This is a genomic window from Aquimarina atlantica (genome assembly GCF_000626715.1).
Lineage (GTDB): Bacteria > Bacteroidota > Bacteroidia > Flavobacteriales > Flavobacteriaceae > Aquimarina > Aquimarina atlantica.
The window spans coordinates 496,544-516,440 of the sequence record NZ_AQRA01000005.1 but is presented as its reverse complement, the minus strand read 5'-3'; the positions used below and the strand labels follow the sequence as shown (position 1 = coordinate 516,440).

General features: G+C 31.2%; 18 protein-coding genes. 1 reads left to right on the top strand and 17 read right to left on the bottom strand.

The genetic code is table 11. From position 1 onward, the window contains the following. Positions 1-679 precede the first annotated feature (679 nt). The 17 genes from ATO12_RS13560 to ATO12_RS13480 form a co-directional block, all read right to left on the bottom strand. Positions 680-1,159 carry a DUF2938 domain-containing protein gene (locus ATO12_RS13560; protein ID WP_034242644.1) on the bottom strand — a complete coding sequence of 160 codons (480 nt, stop codon included), beginning with the start codon at positions 1,157-1,159 and terminating at the stop codon, positions 680-682. Between the two features lie 124 nt (positions 1,160-1,283). Further along, positions 1,284-2,138, bottom strand: coding sequence for an AraC family transcriptional regulator (locus tag ATO12_RS13555; protein ID WP_034242643.1), 855 nt, complete (start codon positions 2,136-2,138; stop codon positions 1,284-1,286). Positions 2,139-2,353: 215 nt separating this feature from the next. Next, complete coding sequence (locus ATO12_RS13550; RefSeq protein WP_051575829.1) at positions 2,354-3,433, bottom strand: serine hydrolase domain-containing protein; 1,080 nt, start codon at positions 3,431-3,433, stop codon at positions 2,354-2,356. Positions 3,434-3,505: 72 nt separating this feature from the next. Further along, complete coding sequence (locus ATO12_RS13545) at positions 3,506-4,381, bottom strand: pepsin/retropepsin-like aspartic protease family protein (protein WP_034242642.1); 876 nt, start codon at positions 4,379-4,381, stop codon at positions 3,506-3,508. A 79-nt stretch (positions 4,382-4,460) separates the two neighbouring features. Further along, on the bottom strand, positions 4,461-5,615 hold the full coding sequence (locus tag ATO12_RS13540; RefSeq protein ID WP_034242641.1) for a helix-turn-helix domain-containing protein: 1,155 nt from the start codon (positions 5,613-5,615) through the stop codon (positions 4,461-4,463). Positions 5,616-5,731: 116 nt separating this feature from the next. Continuing rightward, positions 5,732-6,274 (bottom strand): HD domain-containing protein, encoded by a 543-nt coding sequence (locus tag ATO12_RS13535; protein ID WP_034242640.1) that lies wholly within the window; start codon positions 6,272-6,274, stop codon positions 5,732-5,734. Positions 6,275-6,350: 76 nt separating this feature from the next. Then, positions 6,351-7,298 carry a TolB-like translocation protein gene (locus tag ATO12_RS13530; RefSeq protein ID WP_034242639.1) on the bottom strand — a complete coding sequence of 316 codons (948 nt, stop codon included), beginning with the start codon at positions 7,296-7,298 and terminating at the stop codon, positions 6,351-6,353. 164 nt (positions 7,299-7,462) lie between these two features. Further along, positions 7,463-8,155: a LytR/AlgR family response regulator transcription factor gene (locus ATO12_RS13525; RefSeq protein WP_034242638.1), complete on the bottom strand. Its 693-nt coding sequence runs from the start codon at positions 8,153-8,155 to the stop codon at positions 7,463-7,465. Beyond that, complete coding sequence (locus tag ATO12_RS13520; protein WP_034242637.1) at positions 8,152-9,846, bottom strand: histidine kinase; 1,695 nt, start codon at positions 9,844-9,846, stop codon at positions 8,152-8,154. Before ATO12_RS13520 ends, ATO12_RS13525 begins: the two co-directional genes overlap by 4 nt. A 97-nt stretch (positions 9,847-9,943) precedes the next feature. Then, the gene (locus ATO12_RS13515) at positions 9,944-11,371 is read right to left on the bottom strand and encodes an SBBP repeat-containing protein (protein ID WP_034242636.1); all 1,428 of its coding nucleotides are present in this window, start codon (positions 11,369-11,371) and stop codon (positions 9,944-9,946) included. Positions 11,372-11,557: 186 nt separating this feature from the next. Continuing rightward, positions 11,558-11,950 carry a hypothetical protein gene (locus ATO12_RS13510; protein ID WP_034242635.1) on the bottom strand — a complete coding sequence of 131 codons (393 nt, stop codon included), beginning with the start codon at positions 11,948-11,950 and terminating at the stop codon, positions 11,558-11,560. Positions 11,951-11,994: 44 nt separating this feature from the next. Then, positions 11,995-12,606 carry a hypothetical protein gene (locus tag ATO12_RS13505; protein ID WP_034242634.1) on the bottom strand — a complete coding sequence of 204 codons (612 nt, stop codon included), beginning with the start codon at positions 12,604-12,606 and terminating at the stop codon, positions 11,995-11,997. A gap of 108 nt (positions 12,607-12,714) precedes the next feature. Beyond that, positions 12,715-14,163 (bottom strand): serine hydrolase domain-containing protein, encoded by a 1,449-nt coding sequence (locus ATO12_RS13500; protein ID WP_034242714.1) that lies wholly within the window; start codon positions 14,161-14,163, stop codon positions 12,715-12,717. 73 nt (positions 14,164-14,236) lie between these two features. Continuing rightward, entirely contained in the window at positions 14,237-14,896 is a 660-nt protein-coding gene (locus ATO12_RS13495) for an SDR family NAD(P)-dependent oxidoreductase (RefSeq protein WP_034242633.1), read from the bottom strand. 54 nt (positions 14,897-14,950) lie between these two features. Next, positions 14,951-15,382: a hypothetical protein gene (locus ATO12_RS13490; protein WP_131248835.1), complete on the bottom strand. Its 432-nt coding sequence runs from the start codon at positions 15,380-15,382 to the stop codon at positions 14,951-14,953. A gap of 270 nt (positions 15,383-15,652) precedes the next feature. Beyond that, positions 15,653-16,837, bottom strand: a complete 1,185-nt coding sequence (locus tag ATO12_RS13485; RefSeq protein WP_034242631.1) for an IPT/TIG domain-containing protein — start codon at positions 16,835-16,837, stop codon at positions 15,653-15,655. Positions 16,838-17,157: 320 nt separating this feature from the next. Continuing rightward, entirely contained in the window at positions 17,158-19,140 is a 1,983-nt protein-coding gene (locus ATO12_RS13480; protein WP_034242628.1) for a putative porin, read from the bottom strand. Positions 19,141-19,274: 134 nt separating this feature from the next. On the opposite strand from ATO12_RS13480, the gene ATO12_RS13475 reads away from it, so the two are divergent. Next, complete coding sequence (locus tag ATO12_RS13475) at positions 19,275-19,877, top strand: ribonuclease HII (RefSeq protein WP_034242626.1); 603 nt, start codon at positions 19,275-19,277, stop codon at positions 19,875-19,877. Positions 19,878-19,897 lie beyond the last annotated feature (20 nt).

The following is a 19,897-nucleotide window of genomic DNA, read 5'->3' as shown; positions in this document are numbered from 1 at the left end:
TTATTATAAAATAACTCAATACGCGCTGTCAATCAATATGTCTATGAACTTTTGTAATCAATAAAGCAATCTTCATCGCTATCAATTATAGATCGTAAATCAAGGAATCGAACCTCAAAAATGTTACCTAAAACACCCTAAACCATTACTACTATTTTTATGAACTATGCTTTGTTTTGCTAAGCGGGTGCAAATATACAACCCTTTTTATTTCTACAAAGCTTTTTTTAATTTATTTTTTAGAAAAAATTAAAACTAAATAAAACCTCAATCAACACACAAAACAAAACCCCGTTTTGAGGGCGCAAACATACAACCCTTTTTTATTCTGACAAGAATTTTTATACAAAGTTTTTTAAAATCTTTCCCTAAACAAAAATCAAAAAAATTAACTCTCAATGAACTCTCAAAACAGCATCCCGTTTTGCGGGTGCAAACATACAACCCTTTTTCTTTCTAACAACAAAATTTAGTAACTATTTTGAAACTTTTTTTTAACAATCTGATATCATAAACTTTACACATAAATAAAAACAATAAACAACAACACAACTCCTAATACAAACCACCCCAAAAAGTATCACAACATAAATAAAAACATACTTTTTAATTATCTCTGAAACATAATATTTATACGATCTAATTCTTTATTTTAAATATCAACAAAGAATTACATTATCTACATTTTATTTAATAGAGTTGCACTTAGATATAATCCTATCCCGAAAATAGTATGAGCAAGCAAGCTTTTTATTCTACCTGTTGCTGGATTTGGTATATCTGATAATGCAATTCCTAATCCAAATGCAGGCTGCATAATAAAAAAAGGAGCGACAATAGTAACAAGGCCAATTAAAATCGCTGGTTGAAGAGTTGGATTAGTTAGCCAATCTTTACTACAAACAAACACCAATAAAAATGCAAATGATATTCCTATTATATAATGTGACAACCAACCTATGATCAATTCATTTTTTAATGAGGGTGAATTAAAAATTTTATCATGAAAGAATTTTCCTTTGGGTATATAACCAACCCAACGACCAAGAAGACTATAATCAAGTGATTTTATTTTAAACAAACTTAATATAAATGACCAAATGTCCATTGCAAATGTAGCACCAACACCAATAATTATTGTTTTTAATATCCAATTCATTTCATGCCTGTTTTCTTGATTAGCTTACAACGATAAAGAGAGGTAACAAAAGTATTATTAACACTCACAAAATTAGGCTCCATATAGGAAACTCTAGTAGGACAAAATTGTGATTTACCAGGACTTATCTAAAATTATGTCTAAACACTTTGGGTGAACACCCCATATGTTTTTTAAAGAATCTGATAAAATAAGATGTATCATCATATCCTAAATCATAAGCTATACTGCTTACTTGATTAGATGTAGCCAAAAGATACCTTTTGGCTTCTAAAATTATATGTTCATTAATTAATTCTGAACATGTTTTATCTAATGTAGATTTAGTGATAGCATTAAGTTGATATAAAGAAAGATTCATCATTTCTGCGTATTGAGCAGCTCGTTTACAGGTAATGCTATGTGTTTCTAAAAGCTCTAAAAATTCTTCGAGTCGTTCTTGTGAATATGGTGTACCGTTATTATTATTATTATTATGATCTTTTCCTATTTTTCGACTAAGTTCAGTAAGCAATATACTTAGGTTAGCATTAATGACTTCCTGATATCCCTCATCTTTATTTGTAAATTCCTGAAAAATCGCTTCTAAAACAGATATTGGTTTTTTAAAATCCTCGTTATCAAACCGATAGTAATTCAAATTACTTATTTTTCTTAACAATTCTACCTTTGCCCTATCATGAGCAACATAAGAATTGGCATTAAAATTAAGTAAATATCCAGTGCTTTCCTTATTTAATGTAAGCTGATGTACCTGACCCGGACGAAGAACAAATATCGAATGCGCACAAACATCATAAGGAACAAAATCTATCTCATGAAAACCCGAGCCTTGCCCTAACGCAAGTAAAAAGAAAAAATCATGCCTGTGAAGATTTTGGATCATCCGTTTTCCACTCAACATCTTCTCAACATTTTTAATTGCGAAAATAGATTCGTTTGAGTTTGCATTACCTTTTCTTACCGGAATCTCTTGCATTATATGACTTTAAGATTTTAGTTCAACAGGTCTTTTTGAAAATTATATTATTTTTCTACTAACCTATATTTATACATGAGAGTAAGAAAATCTCATACTAAATTAAATGTTATACAACCTTTCTTACTCCCCTGCACAAAAGCTTTATATCAGAAAAGCACATTAGTACTTTTTCGCATCACTAAGATAACTAAACCAACACAACGTAGTTCTGTTTATTTCCCTAATTTATTCCAGATTTTCTTAAACTCTTCTAAATTATCTGAAATTAGATCTTCGTTTGCCATTAGAATCTGCCCTATGTTTGTTTTGGGATCAAACATCATAAAAGCAGATACTCCCAGATCTGAACCGGTATGACCTATTTTACCAGATTTAAAATACGCCATAAAAAGACCAGTATTAGGCTCTCCTAAGCTAATATTTTGAACCTTGTTCTTTTCGTTAAAATTCTTAGCATATAACTCTCTCCATGATTTTTTAGTGAGCAACGTACTGTTTCCATTATATCCTTTTATAAGCTCAATTAAGTAAAGCGATAGGTCTTCTATGTTTGTTTTTAAGCTTCCATCTGGATATGTGACACAAGAATAAGGTTGTATAGCCTTATCTTTTTCATCGTATAATATACTATGCAGCGTACTGTCTATATCTCTATAAAACCAACCAGTATTATTCATGTTTAGTGGTTTGAATATATGGTCTTCGGCAAATTCATTAAAAGGTTTATCACTAACTTTTTCTATGATATAAGCCGCTAATGCTGCTCCAATATTCGAATATTCATATTCCACACCTGCTTTCTTTTTCGAGAAACTTTTCTTTACACTCTTTGTATTATGACTAAGATGTTCATATAAGTATGCTTTTAGAGGTGTCTTTGGAGAAAGCTCATAGGCGTATGCAGATTCATATATTTTTTTATTATCTATAATTCCGGAGGTATGGGTTGCCAGATGTCGTAATGTAATGATGTTCGAATCATCGACATGTGGATTAACAATCTTAAAATCCAGATACTCATTAATATCTTTATCTAAATCAAGTAATCCTTTCTCTTTAGCTATCATTAAGGAAATCCCAATAACAGTTTTACTCACCGATCCAATAGGTTGAATTGTATTTTTTGAATACTTCTTCTTTTTTTCTGTATTGGCTAATCCAAATGTTTCAATTTTTAGGACTTTATCCTCATTAACTACAGCAGTGGCATAGCCTGTAAATTTTCTGTCTTGAGATATACAATTCTGGATACTTAAAAAAATAATTAAAATAAAAGTAAAATAAGATTTCATAGTTATTGTTTTTTTGATTGATATTGATTTTAAGATTATGCTTTTCTTAAGCATATATCACACACAAACACCTTAGTTTTCAGGCTTTTTTATCTTGTATTGCCTATTTGTATTATCTATGTATACTAAACAGTCTTTAAAAAAACCTATTCCGATTCTTGGTTGACTAGATACATTAATTGTTGTTTTCACATTTTCAAATTCTATTGTTTCTAAGGTAATAAGAGGTACTATGCCTTTTTTTTCTGTTATCGTCTGAAGTCCACCAATAGTATATCGCTCTCTTTGGCTGTCTTTAAAATTATACATATCCAAAAGCTTCTTAGCCAGTTTAGAGTTCTTAGGTAAGTTAAAATCAGATGAAGATCCAAAGTCTACAAGTACTTTATGGGTATTACCGTTAATAGAGATTAATACGTAAGGAGCACCATCTTCTCTTATTATTTTTATAGATTGAAAAGAATCATCAGACATGTCTTTATCAGAAACTTCGATGATCTTATTCGGATAGTCAATGAGCCAGTTTCCTTTTGATATTATAGATTGCCCAATAAGTCCTCCAAAATTAGGAATTTGCTCTTTTAAACCTTTTAAATCTGCATTTACACCATAAGTGTCGACAAAATTTACATTTCCAATTTTCATAGATTTAGTTATTTCACTTCCCATTTTCATTTTGCGTTTGCTTGCTCCACTGTACATTCCTTTTTTACCTATTATTGCATCTCTTTGAATTAGGTTATAATCTGCACCAGTATCGAAGAGAAAATTCTTTTTAACCCCATTAATTTGAAACGGCAATACTATTACAGATTTTACTGTAGTAAATTTGGTTTTATAATAAAATCCTTCGGGCAAAACATTTCCTTTTCTTTGCTTGTAATGTATAGAGCAGGCCGAAATCGAAAAAGAAAAAACAACAAACCATATCACCTTGGTAATTTTCATGTCTAGTAATTTATATTAGACACAAATGAATATGAAAATGAAGATTCAAACGCCCCAATGCTTCTATTGGCACCTATTTTTAAAGTGTTTCTTGAAGTGAGGATTTAAATTGAGAAGGGGATAAACCAGTTTCTTTTTTAAATATTCGATTGAAGCTGGTCTTGGATTTAAAGCCAGATTCGTATGCAATACCCAGAAGTGTGATATTGTTATACTCTGGTGATTTTATTTTTTCTTTGACAGAAGCTACGCGATACTTATTCACATAGTCATAAAATGTAGTCTTTAAATATTGATTTAAAAATGCTGAAAGTTTTTTATCAGAAATTGAAATAGCATTTGCCAATGTACTTAAGGTAAGATCTTCGTCTAAATATTTTTTATCAATAGACATCACATGTTCTAGTGACAATTTCAATGTATTCAATTCTTCATCACTTATACCAGATAAATACTCATTCTTTTTGTCTTCTTTATCTTCTTTATCTTTTTTTTCTGGTGTGTTAATCAAGAAATCTGGTAGTAAAATTTTTGACTGCTTAACTCCATAATACCCTAAGTACACGATCAACACAATTACTGAGATTAATGTTAAATACGAGGTTTCAAAATTTAGTTCTCTAATAGTAGACTCATACAAAGTAAATATCACATCCAAACATGAAATCACCAGTACACCAATAAGCATTCGTTTTACCCAACCAAAATCATTTTCAGAAATGTTTGAAAAATTGAGTTTCATTACATTTTTATATCTATTAAATAATTTTAATGAATATAGTGTGTAGAAAATAAAATACAACATCAACAAAATACCAAATAGATCTCCATGATCATTGATCACTTTTAAATAGTTAAACACAAACTCTTTCTTAATGATCGAGATCAGAAAAGGAATTGACACACATAGTAAATAGAGTATCGTAGGAACAAAATGAATGTAGTACTTCCTTATTAGTTTTGTTTTATTTTCAAATAGAGATTTGATATAAACAAATATCAAAGGCCCGGTAAAAAACTCAATAATTTCATTAAACACAAAAGTGCTTAGAAATAAAAATTTTAATTTATGAATTTGTGCATATCCATGAATAATGTAAAATAGGGTTATAGAAAAAAATAAAAGAAGTAATCGCTGCGGTGTTTCTTTGGTTTTAGATTTTATTAATAACAGAAGTATAATAGTATTGATAACAATTCCTGTGGTTAAAAAAAAGGTAATTACTAAATTCATAAACTAAAAATGCTGTAAATTATCTCTAATTATGTAGCGAGTATTGGGGTATTTTACAAGTAAACCAAAATAACAATATCAATATCTTTTCTATTAAATTCACTTTCTGCCTATGATTATAATGTTTTAATCATTTGTTCATATTCTTCTATCTTTGATTGTAATCTCTTGTTCAAATACTCATTTTTATTCTTAAGATGAGACGAAATTAATTTAGCTTCTTCGCAGTACTTAATTATTTTGTTTTTAGTCCAATGTTCTGGTGGGGTTTGAAGATTTGTGATTCGATCTGCTATTTTAACAATGCCAACTTCTTTTTGCAATTTATTTATACGAATCAAGCTATCCATCATTTTTTCTTCTTTGGATGGCAACTCTTCATTTTTTGTTAGCGCTTGTACTGCTTTAGCAATAGGTTCCCCAAATATTTGTTTGATTTCTTCGACACTTGTATCTGTATCTTCAATTGTATCATGTAGAATTGCTGTTTGTATGGCAAAATCAATATCAAATGAAGGGTCAAAATTATACCCAAATAATACTTCCATAGCTACATTTGAAATATGCAAAAGATAGTTAGCATTTGTTCCAGGAACTTTTTGTTTGCTATGTTTTTCTCCAGCGAATTTGATTGCTTTTTGATATAATTCTTGTGTCATCGTAGTTTTATCATATGCATAGTGCTTTCATAAATGAAAAGTAGTAGTTTTTCACACACTAATTCTATTTTTATGTTTATTTTCTTTGTCCCTTAAAAACATTACTAATATCTACCCAATGCACTTCTCCTTTAGTTACCCCTTTCCATCCACTCTTCGGAGGGTTACTGTATCTTTTTGAAAAGAAAAAATACTTGCCGTCTGGTGACATATATGGGCAGAAATAAATCCAATCTTTCTTTAGCGGCTCACCAATATCAAAATGAACCGGAGTTTGCCATTTGTTATTTTCTTTAAATGATATTGCAAAGCCATTCTCATCTGTATATGTGTTTCCGGTAATCAAATAACTTTCATCAGGAGAAACATAGGTGCCACGTTGGCCTTCTTCAGAATTCACTTCAGAACCAACATTCATTGGAGTATCGAATTTTCCTTCTCCTAGATATTGAGCTCTATAAATATCTCCTTTACCAAGACCACCAGGGCGATTTGATGTGAAATATATACTTCCATCTGCGACAACTACCGGATACGATTCTACATACTTTTCTGTTGATACGGGATATCCAACCTTTGAAGCGATTTGCCATTTACCATCAATTTTTTGACTTCTATATATGTCTGGCTTACCTTTTTTTAAACGATCTTTGGGGCTAACACCAAGAAAATACATGGTATTGCCATCTTGTGTTATTGATGGATCGATGGCAACAGATTCGCTTTCTTTATCGGTATACATTTGTATTGGTTGTGGTGCAGTCCACTTACCATTAACAAAATCAGAATGATGTATAATAAAACTACCATCGATAATTCTTGTAAAAAACATTTCGGTAAACGAAGCATTAAATACTGTATTAATTTCTATCGCATCTGTATTTACAAAAGAAGGAGCAAACAGTTTGGGAGTAACTCCTGGTAGTTCTTCATCTATATATGGGTTATTTGAGTTCCTTGTTTCGCAACCTTGCAAAACAAAAACGAATGCGATCATTAATAAGAAATAATACCTTCTATTCATATTCTCTGGCTTAAATAATTGTTAACGGTCTTTGTATATGGTTGGTTGTGCAAGTTAGGACTAAATTAGAAAAAGAAAACGAACCAAAGGTAAATCTGTGAAGTTTTCTTGGCGAGTACAAAATGGATAATTAACTATACCTGTTTTAGTTTGCATGTTTGATTTCAATATTCATTCAGGAAGAATTTCTTATACATGGTACGACTTAATGATACTATTTCTCCGCTCATTAATTCTAAACCATATTTTCCTCCACCATGTTTAAGCACTTTATTGATTTTAGATTTTTCAACAATATATGAACGATGAACTTTAATAAAACTATCAGGAAGTATTTTTGTAAGTTTTTCTAAATTTTTGTCGTGTAGAAAGCGACGTTTATCAACCGTATATATTTCTGAATAGTTCCCCGAAGCTTTAATGCATTCGATATCCTCAATATTAATTAAACTAATTGCTTTTTTGGATTTGACGGCTAAACATTTTAGTCTTTCGCGATGTACGCCATTACTATTAAGAAATCTGTTAACAGCAATCTTGAATCGTTTTTCTAAAATAGGTTTGCTTATAAAGTCTAAAACACCAAAGTCAAAAGCTATAGATGCTTTTTCTCTATTTGCAGTAATTATAATAGTTTGGAAAGATGATGACGCAACTAATTTAAGAAGTTTAAAACCATCTTCACCGTTTAAGTTAAGATCTAAAAATAGTAAATCATATACTTCCTCGGTAATACAATACTTTGCGTCCTCTAAAGTATGTGATATTTTAACTTTGCAGCCTACTATATACTTTTTTGCTAAATCAGAAATGCGGTCAGCAACAAGAGTGACATCTTCTACAATTAGGACTCTCATACATTATGTTTTATTTCAATAACGGATTCCCAACCATTTTTAATTTTATTCGAATGCAGTTTCCATTTTCCGGGATAACATTCTTCTAATCTAGCTTCTACATATTTTAGCCCTGTCCCAGAAGTAGTCATCATATCTATTTTTTCTATAGTACTATCATTAAAAAGACGATACAATATCGAGCTTGATGTTTCTTGCTTACTTAATTCAAAGTTAGCATCTTGATTACCCGAATATCCATGAGTAATTCCATTTTCTACTAGAGTATGAATAATTATTGGGGGAATCATTTCATCACCAATAATCCCGTTTACTTTCATCTTATAACTAGCTTTTTGTTGAATGCTCATAATTCTAAGATGCGCTTTACATATTTCAATTTCTTGATGTATAGGAACAAGTTTCTTTTTACCCATTATAGATAATAAATGAAACTCTTCTGATAACGCTTCGATCATTTTACTTGCGGTTTCAGGCTCTTTTGATATCAATTGTTGTAATGACATTAAAGAGTTTATTATAAAATGAGGCAAAATACGCTTTTGTAAAAATTGGTATTCAAGACGTTCTAATTTAAGTTTTGCTTCATTAAGAGACTTTGTTTTATGCAATATCCCCTTTGCCGAAATAAAAATCATAACCAGAGCAAAAATAATCATGCCGAGATTATCTAACTTATACACTAAAGATGTAATGATAAAATTGCTATATACAAAAGCGTAACTTTCAATACTATTACTATCATCCAGATAATTCAAAAGAAATAAAACAAATAGTGATATTGTAATAATAGCTCTGTTCTTCACTTTTTTCGACGAGGCAAGTAAACTCATAACAAAAGGTAAAAAGCTAAGAGTAACTGCAATATTTGTGTTAGTCGAAGCAGCAATAACATAAACTATAATGAAAGCTAGAATTGAAAGAAAAAGAGTTTTCTTTTGATATTCATATTCAAAGTATAAAACAAAAAGTAAAATGAAATAAGTGATATGTTCTAGCCCACTTCTAAGGGTGTAACTATGTATAAAAGAAGTAGATGAAACAAAACCGTTCCAATACAGCACTTCATACGCAACTAATACACTATTAATCAAAAATAAAAGAGCTAACAGAAGAAAAACCTTTTTCTTATTTAGAGAAAAATACAGCACTACGTTTATAAGTAAGAAGAAAATGAATATTCCAAAAAATAAAATAGGTGCTGTTGTCATTACAGCTGTGTGTTTTTGAAATGCTTCTAAACTACCGATAGACACATCTCTAAAATTTGTATTTGTTTTATTTTTATAGTTAGTAAATTCTATTTCAATTTTGTTATATCCATTTACCAGGTAATCTTTTGGAATTCTTTTTTTTACTAAGTTTTTACCTCCAATTTTTGCTTGAGAAGTATTTTCAACTCTTCCATTTCTAAAAAGTAATTTGTCATTTAAATATAGATTTACAGCATTAATATTAGTACGAAACTGCATCCAAATATCACCATTGTTTATCGTCTCTTCTGTAACTTTAAAATCCAGAGTCACATACCAAAGCCCTTCTTCTTTACTTACGTGCTCATAAATACCTTTGGCATTTAGTTTATCTGCAAGAAATTGCTTTGTATTTCCTTTATATAAAGTAGCTATATCAAATGTGCTTAAATCTATAACATTGCCAGAATATTCGGGAATATTATTGATTGTCTGCATGTTTAAAAGAAAACTTATGATTAGCAGTAATTTCATTTTTACTTAAAAGTCTTATTTATGATAAAGATACTTCTTCTATATTTATATATTATTTCACTTAATCCACCAACAAGAAGCGAGTAACAATCATATCAAATCGGCCTCCTAAAAAAGTAGTTTGTATTGGATGTATTGTTGGAAAATCAATCGAATTTGATGCTCCAGAGACAGTTAACGAACCATCGGCTCCTATAGCAAGACCTTCGAATATATCCTGACCTTTTCCGCCGATTAAAGCAGAATAACGAAGAAACGATCCGTTTGGATCAAGCATAGCTATAAATGCATCATCTTCACCTTGCAGATTATTTTCTTGATGATTAACTATAGGGAAATTTTTGGAAGCTGTACTACCCACAATAAACACATAACCTTTCTCGTTGACTGCAAGATTTCTGGGGTCTTCGTCTTTCTCCCCACCTAAATACGTCGAATATACAACCTCTCTTTTATGTAGATTTAGTTTAGTGATAAAGGCATCTCTCGCTCCTCCAAAATCAGTTTGAAACGCCTTTGTAGTTGTTGGGTAGTCTACAGAATTTGTAAACCCCATCACGAATACATTACCCGAAGAGTCAAGATCAATGCTGTAAAGTCGTTCGGTTCCTTTCCCTCCCAAATAACTGGCAAAGTTAATGACTGATCTAGTTGAGTCAATTACAGCTAAAAAAGCATCGTCTTCTCCTTTATTTTCACTTTGTATAGCATTTTTAACAGGAAAGTTAAGTGAATTCGTTGTACCGGCAATATAGAGTTGTCCCATACTGTCTAACTTGATTGAGAAGCCAATATCGTCACCGGATCCCCCCAGATAAGTTGATGTCAACATTTTTCCATTAGGATCAAGGGTAGTAATAAAAGCATCTATTCCTCCATTCGATTTTGGCTGTAATGCTCCTTTTGAAGTAGGAAAATCTTTAGACTTAGTCCTACCAACAACATGAATATTACCCTGCTGATCAATACCTATACCTCTACCATCTTCATCTTTATTACCTCCTAGAAAAGTTGACCAAACGACTTCACCTTTGGGATTAATTTTAACAACAAAAGCATCGCTCTTTCCTCCAAAATTGGGTTGAAATCCATTAGAATTTATTGGAAAATCAGACGAATATGTAGTTCCTACAGCATAGATATTTCCTATAGAATCTGATATGAGTCCCTGGATAGCATCCCATTTTGACCCTCCAAGTTTAGTTAAGTAGATAACCTCTGTTCCTTTTTTGTTTAGTTTCACAACAAAAGCATCCATTCCTCCACTAAGGGTGTATGGGTGTCGATGAGCTCCTGGTAAATCTGCAGAACTTGAGTGGCAACCAAGATAGGTGTTTCCTTCAGAATCAACGGCAACAACATCGGCGTCATCGGTTCCGTTGCTCCCATAATATGTTGAATAAAGAGTTGAAGTTGACAGTTCTTGACTATACAACTCATCTTCTACAAAAATTAAGAAAATGACGATTGTAATTAATAGTTTTTTCATAACATGATTTTATTTTAAAATCAAAATTAATTACAAAGCACCCTTCTGTATAAAGGTAAATGATGAAATGCACGAGGATCGTGTGAATATCATATGAGATTATTCTATAAAAAAGGTATTAAATTCTGGATAGTTCCATCAATCAGATTATATACTCTACCATACTATAACGCTTATTTTTTTTGATCAGTTCCCAATCACTACTAGTATTCCGATTAGTAAAAGAACTATCCATCCCGGGTGTTTTCCTTTAGTACCTACTAAAACCAAAAGAGACGTCAGGAACATGGTGTATATGATGGACTGTATTATAAAGTCAATACTAGTTGATTTCAGCTCATTGTATTCTATCGAAATTTTGATCAATATCGCACCAATACACCAGCCAAATACTGAAGCTAAATGCCAGGTTGCCCATAATATCCTTAAATGCCTTCCTTTTAATGCTTCGCTTTTTTTTGAAGGAACTAAGTTTCCTTTATTTCTTTTGCTATTAAAAATCAAATATTCTCCAAGAATGGAATGAACAATCCCCAAAAGAAAACACAGGATTCCTGCTATACATAAATACGTATTCATTACTTATTTTTTAGTAAACTCATCTTAAGTTCTTTGTTTGTTCTTTATTTCCCTATTAAAATATGATATTCTGTTGGTATTTTAATTCCTCTATATCCATTTGTTAATCCATAAAATAATACCAGCGTTACTATTACACCAAGTACAAGTATTAAAACAGATTGTTTTTTAGGGGTAAGCCCTAATACGTTATTTTCAATTTTGGCATAATGAATGGCCGAAATGTGGCCAAAAAATGAAAGTATAGCAAGCGCATAATAGGGTATAAAAAATAGATTTATCGGAAAAGTATTCAACCCTGCTACTCCAAAATAAATATTAGTATCTAAATCTAAAAAAAATCTACCTGTGAATACTGCACCAAGATGAAATACAAAGAAAATAGCCATATATAATCCGCTCCATAGCTGTAATTTTTCAAAAAAGCCGGTGGTGTTTTTCCTTCTTCTTAAAAATAGTCGTACTCCAGAAAAAATTTGAATAAACACTGCTATTAATAAAAGAGTTTCGGCAAAAATATTTCTATATACCAATCGAAATTTATCCATTAATCGGATGTGTTCCTCTACTCCAAAAAGACTATAGCTATGGTTAAATAAGTGAAAACTTATAAAAATTGCAATTATGATCCCTGAGGTATAATGAATTCGTTTCATTATTTTTTATACAAAGGTCAATCTAAATTACAACGTATCATTTGATTTATATCAAATTCGGTTTTAGGATTTTATTGGCTACTCATGCATGGCTATAATTTGTTAGTATTAGTTTAGTTTTTCAATCTTATCTAACATTTTTAGTGCATTCTTATTATCTGGATTTAGCCTTAACGATTCTTCATAGCTCTGTTGAGCAAGTTTGTATTGCTTATTCATAAAATATGCTTCACCTAAACTATCAAATGCATTTGCCGAATTGGGGTACTCTTTTGTGTAAAACTTAAAAATAGAAAGTGCTTTATCAATTTTATTATCAAGAAGGTAATGGTATCCCACTGTATTTAATGCTCTTTCAAAATTAATCTCTTTGTTATCAGCTTTTATCTGATTGTATTTTTTTAAGGCATCATCATAGTTATTCAAAATAAATTCTAATCGAATATCTTCATTTAACATTCTTTCTTTTCTAATTAAACTAGAATCTACTAACCCCGAAACATAAGTAATAACATTACTTATTACGGGTCTACTCTTAAACCCATTAGACAAAATAATAATTGTTAAGTCATGATCTACAAATTTCATAAATGCACTAACTCCACCGCCTGGAAAACCATAGTATTTTTTATTCTCCGGGCCAAATATACCCCAGCTATAGCCAAATAAGTCATCTGAGTTCTGAAAATTAAATGGCGTTATCATTTGAGCTTTGGTCTCTGATGTAATGAGTGTATTATCATCGAGTTTTTTATTCCAATTTATCAAGCTTTCCAGGTTTGTATTAAGACCATTGCCTGCCAAAGATCTTTCCCCAGCTTCAAATGAACTTATTTCATAAGCATTATGTTTTTTATTAAATTGATATTTAGGCACCCTGTTAGGAATAACCAATAAGCTATTAGAGGCATAAACAACCTTATTATCTTCACTGTTAAACTGATTTTCTTTAACAAATTTCTCAAATTCTTTGCCAGTTACTTTTTCGACAACTAATTTCAAAAACCAGAAGTTAGTTTGATTGTACGAATATTTACTCCCTTTTTCAAATTGTATCGATTTCTTTGTTACTATTTCTAACACCTGATCATCAGATAATTGAACCTGATTCTCAATATCCTTATATTCTGGAAGTCCTGAGGAATGAGACAGAAGGTGTTTTATTTTTATTTCATTCCATGTGTCTGGTAAATTGTCTATGAAATTATTAATATCATCATCAAGAGACAGCTTACCGCTTTCTATTAATTGAAATATTGCAACAGAAGTAATCAACTTGGATGTAGAATAAACTCTAAACAAAGTGCTATCGGTTACAGGAACTTTGTGAGCGAGATTGGCGAAGCCATAATTTTTTTTATGAATTATTTGCCCATTTTGAATTACTGCTATAGCCATTCCAGGAATTTCATCTGCCTGAATTAGATGAGTTATATAATCATCTATTTTCTTATTATAATTTGAAGTTTCTTTTTCGGGGTTTCTTTTCTTTGAGCAAGAAAAGGTAAATAGTACAGTAAGCAAGAGCCCTGTAAAAATTATGGTTCTTGTATTCATGATTTTCTTTTTTTGATTGATGATGAATTGTTGTGTAATGGGTCTAAAATGGGATATTTTTGTTACAAAATATTTACCATTCTCTAACTTTTCCTTGATGCCAAAAATTCCCACTTTTTGGTTTTTGATTCAATAAATCTCTGATATCGTTGGCAACTTCGATAGGTTTTCTTGATGCGTCATTTCCTCCCATATCAGTTTGAGTCCATCCTGGGTCAAGAGATGAAACAATCATATTTTGTTTCTCAAGTCTTTTAGCGAGTAATTTTGTGTACATATTTAAAGCTGACTTTGACATTTTATAATGTGGTTGAAATTCATCAAAGTTCTTTTCACTAAAAGAACCCCAATCAGATGTAATGTTTATTATTTGTCCATCTTTCTCAAAATTTGGAATCAGCTTTTCGGTTAGCTCAATGGTTCCGAAGAGATTTACATTAAATGTCTGTTTTAATTGCTCAATGTTAATTATTGCATCATTCCAATTTTCAAGTAAAATTCCAGCATTATTAATAAGAAAATCAATTTTAAGGTTTCTAATCTTATCAACAAAATCGTTTATCGATTTACTTTCTGAAAGGTCTAATGGGTAACATTCAAAATTTGATTTAGAAATCGAACAATTTCCAGAAGTTGAAGTACCAATAATTTCAAAATTTGGATCGTCTTTTAATAACTCTGCAGTCGCTAATCCAATTCCTCTGCTACATCCTGTTATTATACCTGTTTTCATTTTTGATTAAATTAGTTTTTGTTGTGATATCCTATTTTTTTTCCAAATTCGTAACTAGTTCTGGTTTTTCATACCTCCGATTGTAAATCCAATAGACAGTCCTAAATAGCCACTATTAACTGTTCCTATGATTTGGCCACTTGGTAGTTCTATACCTGCTTTTGGTATGAGATTATATTCTAATCCAAGTCTTGTCTTACCAAATTCAATTCCTCCTCTTAACAGAAAACCTATCTGGTTATTAACACTTCCTTCTAATGCATCTGCAGAGCCGATTGGGGAAACATCTATGTAACTCAACAAATAATATCCTAGGCCTAAACCTATATAAGGACGAAAATTATTTTCATTTAAATAATAATCGAAAGTCGGCACAAATGAAATGACAGCATTATCAGATTGATCATCAATATTAAATTGAGTACTATCCTTGTTTTCAAATTTTTGAGAATTTAATGCAACCCCAAATCTTAATCCGATAACCATATTTTCTGAAATCTTAATTTTGGGTTCAACATTAAGTAATAATTCTAAATTTCCAGATTTCGAAAATAGGAGAACCCCAGGTTCTATCCGAAAAGTTATATTACTCTTTTCTTGAGCATTTAGATTGAATAAACAGAAGACTAATGTTATAAGTACTAACTCTTTCTTAAGCATAAACTAACTCATTGGTTTTGTAACAATTTAAGTTAAAAACGTTTGTTAAATTAAGTTATTGAGTAGCCGTTTATCATATAGTTATAACTTATGTTTTTAATTCATAACAACTAACTCCTGATAATCAACATCATTACTATTTTCTAAATTTATAGTTATACTTTCTCCGGTTTCGATATTAACGCTAAGAATACTGTTTTCTACAATCCCTAAAATATTTTTTTCTGAACTATCAAAAATCAAATCTTCATAATAGGTCGAACTAATATTTAGATCAGCAACAATGGTTTCTCCTCCGGTTTGTTTGTCTATTTTTATGATTTGCTTAATATAATTATTAGGGTCTGTATAGTTTCGTTTGTAAGCATATAAATTACCATTATCATCTAAAACTATTTCTTGATAATCAATACCACTGCTATTTTCCAAATTTATGATTGTGCTTTGCCCGGTTTCGGTATTGACACTAAGAATACTGTTTTCTACAATCCCTAAAATATTTTTTTCTGAACTATCAAAAACTAAACTTTCATAATAGGTTGAATTAATATTTAGATCAGCAACAATGGTTTCTCCTCCAGTTTGCTTGTCTATTTTTACGATTTGCTTGATATAATTATTAGGATCTGCATAGTTTCGTTTATAAGCATACAAATTACCGTTATCATCTAAAACTATTTCTTGATAATCAATACCACTGCTATTTTCCAAATTTATGGTTGTGCTTTGTCCGGTTTCGGTATTGACACTAAGAATACTATTTTCTACAATCCCCAAAATATTTTTCTCTGAATTATCAAAAACTAAACTTTCATAGTAGGTCGAATTAATATCTAGATCGGTAACAATGGTTTCGCTTCCAGTTTGTTTGTCTATTTTTATGATTTGCTTGATATAATTATTAGGGTCTGAATAGTTTCGTTTATAGGCGTATACGTTTGAAGTAGTATTAATTAAAATACTCCCTATAATTTCTGTTTTATTATTGTGGGTTAAGGTGATGTCACCCGAAATAGCTTTTTCCGGTACTTCTAGTTTAAGATAATTACTATTTATTTCAATTATCTTAGCAATTTCGTTATCGGTAAAAGTTACTATATAAGTCTCGCTAGTTAAAAATCCATTACCATTGATTGTTAAAATATCTCCAACCCCAGCAGTAGTTTGTGAGGCTATGGCAATATTAGTCGGAAATTCATTTTGTTGTGGTTCTGTAGAATCATCACTTGAGCAGGAAAATACAATTGTCAAAATTGTCAATAAACTTAAAAATTTTCTCATTCTTTGTTTCTGTTTAAATGTATAACAACGTTTTACACTATGTGTCAAAGCACGATAAAATGTTACCCTGGTTTTTGATTTATCTTTTTGATGTCATGATATAGTTAGTTCTTCATATTTACCAGTCCAAAGTTCTTGTCGAGAATAGCTAAAAAAGGATAATCCGATTTTCATGTTTAATACTTTTCAACATGTAAGGATTATGATTTTAGAAAAGTAGTCAAATGCATCACAATGGTGTTACATGTGTAATAATACATACCGGTTCGTATTTATGTATAAATATTTAGTTTTACAAATGCTGTGCAAAAGATATTTGGTTACAAAAAGAAATTCCAAACCAAACCGAAACGCAATACAGCATCACGTGTAGCATATCCTGGTGCAGAAAACTCGTTGTTTTGTCTAAAGGCTTCACCAAAATTTTCGACTTTAAAAAAGATTCTTGTCTGCCGTACTTTAGCATTAAAAAAGATATCAAACTGAGGGTAGCCACCAATTTCTTCGGTATTTTGAACATAAAACTCAGACAATACAGGGTCGTATGCATCAGCTTTATAGCTTGTAAAGTATTTAAAGGTGACTCCTGTTTGCAAATACAATGCTTTTTTAAACCAGTGATCGTGATAATACAAACTGTTTCTGGTGGTAATCTCGGGTACATTATATATTTGATCACCTCCCTCTACGTTTTGGTACATTACTGTATTATCAAGACCTAGTTTCCAGTACTTAAGTCCTTGCGAGAGTTTTACCTTCAGTACATCAATACTTTCTGAAGCTTGTAGGGGCACAATTGCAGAATTAGCATTCTTTGTAAAATAGGTATATTTACTAATTGTAGCATAGCTTGCTTCTACTTCTACTATTTTTCTGGCTTTGATATTAACCTGTATTTTTTTGGTTTCGGTGTTATCAAAATTATTTTGCCAGTTATAGTTTACATAATCACTTTGATAGAGTAAAAAATTATAGTTGGGAGCAACAGATGTAGAACTTATTTTGGCCTGGATACCATATTTCTCATTAAGGTCATACCCTGCACCTGCATTAAAATAATTTCCTGTAAAATCACCAGAGACAATGGTCATTCCATCGGCAAATAGCTTAAATCCTTTATAGGTATTCTTATACTCCCCACCAACAGAATATATATCTCCTTTAATACGATTTGTTATGTTTATTTGAGCACCAGAACTGTTTACCTGATTTACAATTGTATTATACCCATAATTATAATTAGAGCTCCCTCCCAATATACGCAGGTTCCCCAACCACTTATTGGTAAAACCTACAAACACCTGATTGCTAAAATCTTCTAAGGCTACATTATCAGAAATATTTGTAGCTACATAGGACTCCCCCAAGAGATTATTGGGAGCAACTGCTGCCTGATCATATTTAAATCTTTTATCTGTAAGATCCATAATATGTCCTACAGACAACGCGGTAGAAGAACTATCTGTTTTTTTAAGTATTGCGTATTCGTGATTTAGATAAAATCGTTTTCCGAGCAATATACTTTCGGCATTTTGAAAATTAACAGACACCGAGCCCCGATCTGCAAATTTATCATCTTGTCCAACAAAATCGCCTGTACCCAAATACTGATTTAACCCTTCTTCCGATAATCCTCCGTTTTCTTCATTAAGTAAATCTTGTGAAACAAAATGTGTGCGTACTTTATATCGTTCATTTTTGGTCGAATAACTAGCCGTAGCTCTAAAATTACCTGTACTCGTTAAGGCATGTTGGTATTTTCCCAAAGATCGTACACCTTTATAAGCGATCGAAAGATTGAGTCTTGGCGAGGTATTTACTGTAAAAAAAGCATCTAATTGCTGTCCTTGTTCGAAGGTAGTTCTAAAATACAGCTCGGTAAGCGGAGTCGGCACATGATAATATCTGATATCTTCGGCTTCCATAAAATTGAAATGCCTGGCTCTGGCTCCCATAAGTGGTAATATATGGTCTCGCTCTTCTCGCTTTGCCAAACTATTATAGGTTTGCCCAACATTATGAATAGGAAGCAACTCAAAATCATCTCTACGCAGATAATTAAACTTATAATCCTTTTGTATTGTTAATGTTGTATCCTGATACGTTGTATCATTTTTTATCGTAATGATCTTATAGTCTGTAACCGGAGGTTTCTTTTTTTTAGTCTTTGGTTGTCTTAACGATTTTCTGGGTTCTTGAGATCCATCTGCGTTAGAAGCATCACCTATTCTCTCCTGGTCTCTTTGTGCCCAGACCATCGAAACCGATAACAGTGCAACTATAAATATTATGTTTTTTCTCATTAGAATGCTAAACTGTGGCAAAAATATACTTTTTTAACGAAAGTAAATGACACTCATTGTTTGTTTAATTTAACTTTTTAATCAATTTATAAAAATAGTTTTCTGGTATTCTATGCATACTGTATCTTCGTAATATGCTTACATTACAATTAAACCCAGACATTCTCGAATGTGGTACCGATGAGGCAGGGCGAGGATGCCTGGCAGGTCCGGTCACAGCAGCTGCGGTAATCTTACCCGACGATTTCAATAATTCGATTCTTAATGATTCTAAACAACTTACCGAAGCCAAAAGAAATCAACTAAAACCTATAATAGAAGACTCCTCTTTGACCTATGGTGTTACACATATCTTTATGGAAGAGATTGATGAGATCAATATTTTAAATGCTTCTATTCTGGCTATGCAAAGATCAATCGAGCAATTAAAACCTCAACCAGAACACATCATTGTAGATGGAAATAGGTTTAAACCATATCATAATATACCCTATACTTGCGTTATAAAGGGAGACGGAAAATATTTAAATATTGCAGCCGCCTCGGTATTGGCAAAAACATATCGTGATGAGTTTATGGAAAAAATACATGAAGAGTATCCTATGTACAACTGGAAAAAGAATAAAGGATACCCAACAGTAGAGCATCGTGATGCGATTCGAAAATATGGGATTACCAAATATCACAGGAAAAGCTTTAGGTTATTACCAGAACAACTTACACTAGACCTTAAATAATTATATCTTTGAAAAGATAA

Coding starts and splice junctions, on each gene's coding strand:
- ATO12_RS13520 (WP_034242637.1), bottom strand. CDS start 9,846: ATGCAGACAATCAATAATATTCCCGAATATTCTGGCAATGTTATAGAT.
- ATO12_RS13525 (WP_034242638.1), bottom strand. CDS start 8,155: ATGAGAGTCCTAATTGTAGAAGATGTCACTCTTGTTGCTGACCGCATT.
- ATO12_RS13550 (WP_051575829.1), bottom strand. CDS start 3,433: ATGAAATCTTATTTTACTTTTATTTTAATTATTTTTTTAAGTATCCAG.
- ATO12_RS13540 (WP_034242641.1), bottom strand. CDS start 5,615: ATGAATTTAGTAATTACCTTTTTTTTAACCACAGGAATTGTTATCAAT.
- ATO12_RS13545 (WP_034242642.1), bottom strand. CDS start 4,381: ATGAAAATTACCAAGGTGATATGGTTTGTTGTTTTTTCTTTTTCGATT.
- ATO12_RS13510 (WP_034242635.1), bottom strand. CDS start 11,950: ATGAATACGTATTTATGTATAGCAGGAATCCTGTGTTTTCTTTTGGGG.
- ATO12_RS13495 (WP_034242633.1), bottom strand. CDS start 14,896: ATGAAAACAGGTATAATAACAGGATGTAGCAGAGGAATTGGATTAGCG.
- ATO12_RS13480 (WP_034242628.1), bottom strand. CDS start 19,140: ATGAGAAAAAACATAATATTTATAGTTGCACTGTTATCGGTTTCGATG.
- ATO12_RS13475 (WP_034242626.1), top strand. CDS start 19,275: ATGCTTACATTACAATTAAACCCAGACATTCTCGAATGTGGTACCGAT.
- ATO12_RS13530 (WP_034242639.1), bottom strand. CDS start 7,298: ATGAATAGAAGGTATTATTTCTTATTAATGATCGCATTCGTTTTTGTT.
- ATO12_RS13535 (WP_034242640.1), bottom strand. CDS start 6,274: ATGACACAAGAATTATATCAAAAAGCAATCAAATTCGCTGGAGAAAAA.
- ATO12_RS13515 (WP_034242636.1), bottom strand. CDS start 11,371: ATGAAAAAACTATTAATTACAATCGTCATTTTCTTAATTTTTGTAGAA.
- ATO12_RS13485 (WP_034242631.1), bottom strand. CDS start 16,837: ATGAGAAAATTTTTAAGTTTATTGACAATTTTGACAATTGTATTTTCC.
- ATO12_RS13490 (WP_131248835.1), bottom strand. CDS start 15,382: ATGGTTATCGGATTAAGATTTGGGGTTGCATTAAATTCTCAAAAATTT.
- ATO12_RS13560 (WP_034242644.1), bottom strand. CDS start 1,159: ATGAATTGGATATTAAAAACAATAATTATTGGTGTTGGTGCTACATTT.
- ATO12_RS13500 (WP_034242714.1), bottom strand. CDS start 14,163: ATGAATACAAGAACCATAATTTTTACAGGGCTCTTGCTTACTGTACTA.
- ATO12_RS13555 (WP_034242643.1), bottom strand. CDS start 2,138: ATGCAAGAGATTCCGGTAAGAAAAGGTAATGCAAACTCAAACGAATCT.
- ATO12_RS13505 (WP_034242634.1), bottom strand. CDS start 12,606: ATGAAACGAATTCATTATACCTCAGGGATCATAATTGCAATTTTTATA.